Annotated in this window: 5 protein-coding genes; all 5 read left to right on the forward strand. The window is 73.2% G+C overall.

Annotated elements, in window-relative coordinates; translation table 11 throughout:
* The first annotated feature begins 26 nt into the window (after window positions 1–26).
* A complete protein-coding gene (locus ABD54_RS25880; protein ID WP_047872166.1) occupies window positions 27–1,148 on the forward strand; it encodes a hypothetical protein in 1,122 nt (373 codons plus the stop codon).
* A gap of 262 nt (window positions 1,149–1,410) precedes the next feature.
* On the forward strand, window positions 1,411–1,746 hold the full coding sequence (locus ABD54_RS25885) for a hypothetical protein (RefSeq protein ID WP_013156414.1): 336 nt from the start codon (window positions 1,411–1,413) through the stop codon (window positions 1,744–1,746).
* 35 nt (window positions 1,747–1,781) lie between these two features.
* Window positions 1,782–2,072 carry a WXG100 family type VII secretion target gene (locus tag ABD54_RS25890; protein WP_047872167.1) on the forward strand — a complete coding sequence of 97 codons (291 nt, stop codon included), beginning with the start codon at window positions 1,782–1,784 and terminating at the stop codon, window positions 2,070–2,072.
* Between the two features lie 14 nt (window positions 2,073–2,086).
* Window positions 2,087–2,431: a hypothetical protein gene (locus ABD54_RS25895; protein WP_047872168.1), complete on the forward strand. Its 345-nt coding sequence runs from the start codon at window positions 2,087–2,089 to the stop codon at window positions 2,429–2,431.
* 74 nt (window positions 2,432–2,505) lie between these two features.
* The coding region (locus tag ABD54_RS25900) for a protein kinase (protein WP_047872169.1) at window positions 2,506–3,810 on the forward strand (1,305 nt) is incomplete at its 3' end.

Below are 3,810 nucleotides of genomic sequence, written 5' to 3' on the forward strand. Positions count from 1 at the left end.
TCCCCGTCCCCCCGAAAGGCAGCTCCATGCGGCGCCCCCTCGCCCTGACCTCGGCAGTGTGCCTGCTCGCCCTGACCGCGTGCACCGGCACGTCCGGCGGCTCCGGCGGCGAACCCGGGGCCGGGGAGGAGCTGGCCGAGGAGGGGCTGTCCGGCCTGGCGCTGCTGCACCGGGGCTTCGAGGGCGGCGACCCCGAGACCGACCAGGTCCTGGTCTTCCACGACCCCGCGACCGGGCAGCCGCTCCAGCGGATCGCGCTGCCCGACGGCGCGGTCGACCCGATGGCCCGGGACCTGGCCGTGCACGCGCAGTTCTCCGCGGACTGGACGCACTTCGCCTACGTCACCGAGGAGCCCGACGCCGTGCAGGTGGCGGTGCTCACCGATCCGCAGGAGTCCGGCGCCGAGGAGGTCTCCTACCAGCAGATCGAGTCCGTGCCCGCCTCGGAGGGGGAGGTCCTGTCCCGTCCGGCGATCAACGGCGACCGGCTGTGGTTCGTCTCCGACACCCCCCAGGACGGTGTGCCCCCGCAGGTGCTGTCGGTGCCCCTGGAGGCCCCGACGGGCACCCCCAACCAGGAGGGCAGCCTCCTCATCGGCGAGAACCAGCGGCCCAGCGACTGGGCGCTGACCCCGGACGGGGCGCTGCACATCCGCAACAGCGTGCAGACCCGGCAGAGCAGCTCCGTGGACGGCGGCACCCTCGTGGTGCGGGAGACGGCGGACAGCGTCGTCAACGCGACGCTGAACGCCGACGGAGGCCGGTGGCAGACCTTCGACAACTCCCCGGTCTGGGGCGGGGGCACCGCGCTGCTGCGCCCCGACGCCCCCGCCGGCGGCGGGGAGCCCCCGGCCGGCGCGTACCTGGTGACCATGGAGGAGCAGGGGCACACGGCCACGCGTCTGCTGGAGGGGGGCGACGGGCCGGTGGTGCAGTACGCGCCCTCGCCCGAACGCGACGCGGTCCTGCTCCAGACCGGCGGCTCCTGGCACCGGGTGGACCTGGCCGAGGGCGGGCCGGGAGAGGCCGAGGAGCTCTTCCCCCGCTTCCACGACTCTTCCATGGACGGCTGGCCGCTCGCGGTGCGCTGGGTGACGGAACCCGCGGCCGCGGACCCGAGCGCGAGTCCCGGCGCGGGCGGCGGGTGAGGGCGGCCGGGCCCCGGTCCGGGCCGGGCCCGTGGCCGGAAGCGGTCAGCCGCCGTGTGCGGGGCACCGCCTGCGATCAGGCCGATCGCCGCCCGACGAACGATGTCACAAAAGCGCACCTCCGTTGACCGAAAGGTGCGATCCTTACTATCGTCCGTAATCTCCCCTCTTTATCGTGGCCACACGAATCCCCATGCGAACGCGGCCCGAGACCGAACGAAGAGGCGGCCCCTTCCACCCCCGACTCCCGGGAAAGGCACAGATGTCCCACGCCGGTCTTGAAAACGTCAACAGCCTCGCGGTCGGCGGTGAGCAGCTCGGACAGGAGTCCGAGGGCATCCGCACCCAGATGAACCAGCTCATCCAGGACATGAGCAACGACGCCGACGCCCTCCAGGGCGAGGCCCTCGCCCGCTTCCGCGAGGCCCGCGAGCAGCTCACCGAGCGCTTCGACGAGCTGATGTCCTGGTGCAGCCAGAACGGCATCAAGCTGAACGAGGGCCAGGGGCAGTTCAACATCACCGACTCCGACTCCAGCTCCGACTACTCCCAGGCCGGAAGCGACCTCGGCGGCCTCTCCCGCCCGGTCAACGCCTGAGTCGCCCCCCCACGCTCTCCCCAGAAAGGTTTCCCATGAGTCAGTTCGACGTTTACGGCGACGTCTCGGGCCTCCAGGGCCTGGCCGAGGACCAGCAGGCCCACCTCGGCCGCTTCTCCGCCATCATGAGCCAGATCAACGAGCAGTCCGAGAGCACCGTCAGCCAGTGGGAGGGCTCGGGCAGCGCCCAGTTCCAGGCCAAGGCCACGGAGTTCGACACCCAGTTCTCCGAGGTCAACGCCGCCTTCGCCAAGGTGATCGCCGCGACCGGCAACACCGCGGACAACTACGGCAGGCTGACCCGCTACCTCGACGGACTGTTCTAGTAGGCTGAGCGGCGATGTCGTCCCCCTCCCCCGCGTCCGCCCCGGCGGACCCGGATCCGCAGCTCCCCGAGGCGTTCCACTACACGCCCAACGAGGAGAAGTACGTCCTCCAGGCGGACGCCCTGCGGCACCGGCAGCTCCGGTCGGCCCTCATGTACGGTTCGAGCCGGTACTGGCGGCGGCGGCAGCAGGTGTGGCCCGCGGTGATCGGCGGGCTCATCCTCGTCGCGCTGATCTGCGGTGTCATCGCCCTCATCGGGGCCTTCGGCAAGCAGCAGGAGGTCAACGAGGAGCGCGGTTGGGGCGCCCGCCAGCAGATGTTCCAGAGCCCGGCCACCGAGGCGCCCTCGTCTCCGTAGCACCCGGTGCCGTCCTCCCCGTCGTCTGACGGGGATCCTCCACACCACGAACACCACCAGGGGGTCGCTCTCCCATGTCCGGCTCCGAGCACGCCGCCTGGGCGCCCGGTTACGGCAACCCGGCCCTGCTCCGCCAGGGGCGCCGCGCCCGGATCGTGCGGGCCACGCGATCCACGAGCGGTGCCGACGTCGTGCTCAAGGTCCTGCCCGAGCACCTCGGGCGCGCCGAGCTGAACCAGTTGCGCGAGCTCAGCGGGGTTCCCGGTGTGGTCCCCCTGCTGGACGCGGGGACCACCGCCGACGGTGACCTGTTCGTGGTGCTGCCGTTCTACGCGGACGGCTCCTTCGGCGACATGCTCGCCCGGAGGGGGCCCGCTCCGATCCAGGAGGCGGCGGCCGTCTCGCGGAGCGTGGCGGCCGCGCTGGGTTCGATGCACGGGCGCGGGCTGCTGCACGGGGACGTGTGCCCCGGCAACATCCTGCGTGCGGGCCGGACGCCGGTGCTGACCGGTTTCGGTTCCGTCCACCGGTCCGGGGAGGCCCTGCCCCCGCCCGACCCGGCCACGGAGTCGTTCCTGCACGCGGCACCCGAGGCCCTGCGGGGCGGGGCGCGCACGCCCGCCTCCGACGTCTACCAGCTCGCGTCCACCGTCTGGACGATGCTGGTGGGGCACACGCCGTTCTCGTCGACGGACGGAACGCCGTTCGACCCCCGCGACTACGCCGAGCGTGTCCTGACGCAGGACCCCAAGCCGGTTCCCCGCTCCGACATCTCCCGCAAGCTGCGTGGTGTCCTCACCCGGGCGCTGGCCAAGCTGCCCGAGGAGCGCTTCGAGACCCCGGCGGCGTTCGCCTCGGCCTTCGAGCAGGCGCGCACGTCCCGGCCCGCCTCGACGCTGGGCGCGACCGGCGGTCAGGAGCCCCTGAGCCGTGCGCAGGCGCCGGTGTCGGGACCGCAGAGCCCGATGAGCGGGCCCCAGACACCCGTGTCGGGACCGCCGAGCCCCGCGTCCGGTGCCCAGGCGTCCATGGAGGGCTTCCAGCCCCCGGCCGCGGACACGCGGACTCCGCACTCCGGACCCCAGTACCCGATGGCGCCGCAGGCGCCCGTACCCGGCACCCGGAGCCCCGCGTACGCGCCGGACCCGGCTGCGCCTGGTCAGCAGCGTCCGGGGCCGGGCCACGAGGCCCCCGTGCGGGAGCAGCGCCCCCGCACACCCGATCCACAGACGCCCGCGCCGGGTCCCCAGAGCCCCATGAGCGGGCCCCAGACACCCGTGTCGGGACCGCAGACACCCGTGTCGGGCGCCCAGACCCCGATGGGCGGGCCCCAGCTTCCCCCTCCGCCGTACGCAGCCGACCCCCAGCAGGGCGCCTAC

The sequence above is a fragment of the Nocardiopsis sp. RV163 genome, assembly GCF_001029525.1.
In the GTDB taxonomy this organism is placed as follows: domain Bacteria; phylum Actinomycetota; class Actinomycetes; order Streptosporangiales; family Streptosporangiaceae; genus Nocardiopsis; species Nocardiopsis dassonvillei.

Coding starts and splice junctions, on each gene's coding strand:
- ABD54_RS25880 (WP_047872166.1), top strand. CDS start 27: ATGCGGCGCCCCCTCGCCCTGACCTCGGCAGTGTGCCTGCTCGCCCTG.
- ABD54_RS25885 (WP_013156414.1), top strand. CDS start 1,411: ATGTCCCACGCCGGTCTTGAAAACGTCAACAGCCTCGCGGTCGGCGGT.
- ABD54_RS25890 (WP_047872167.1), top strand. CDS start 1,782: ATGAGTCAGTTCGACGTTTACGGCGACGTCTCGGGCCTCCAGGGCCTG.
- ABD54_RS25895 (WP_047872168.1), top strand. CDS start 2,087: ATGTCGTCCCCCTCCCCCGCGTCCGCCCCGGCGGACCCGGATCCGCAG.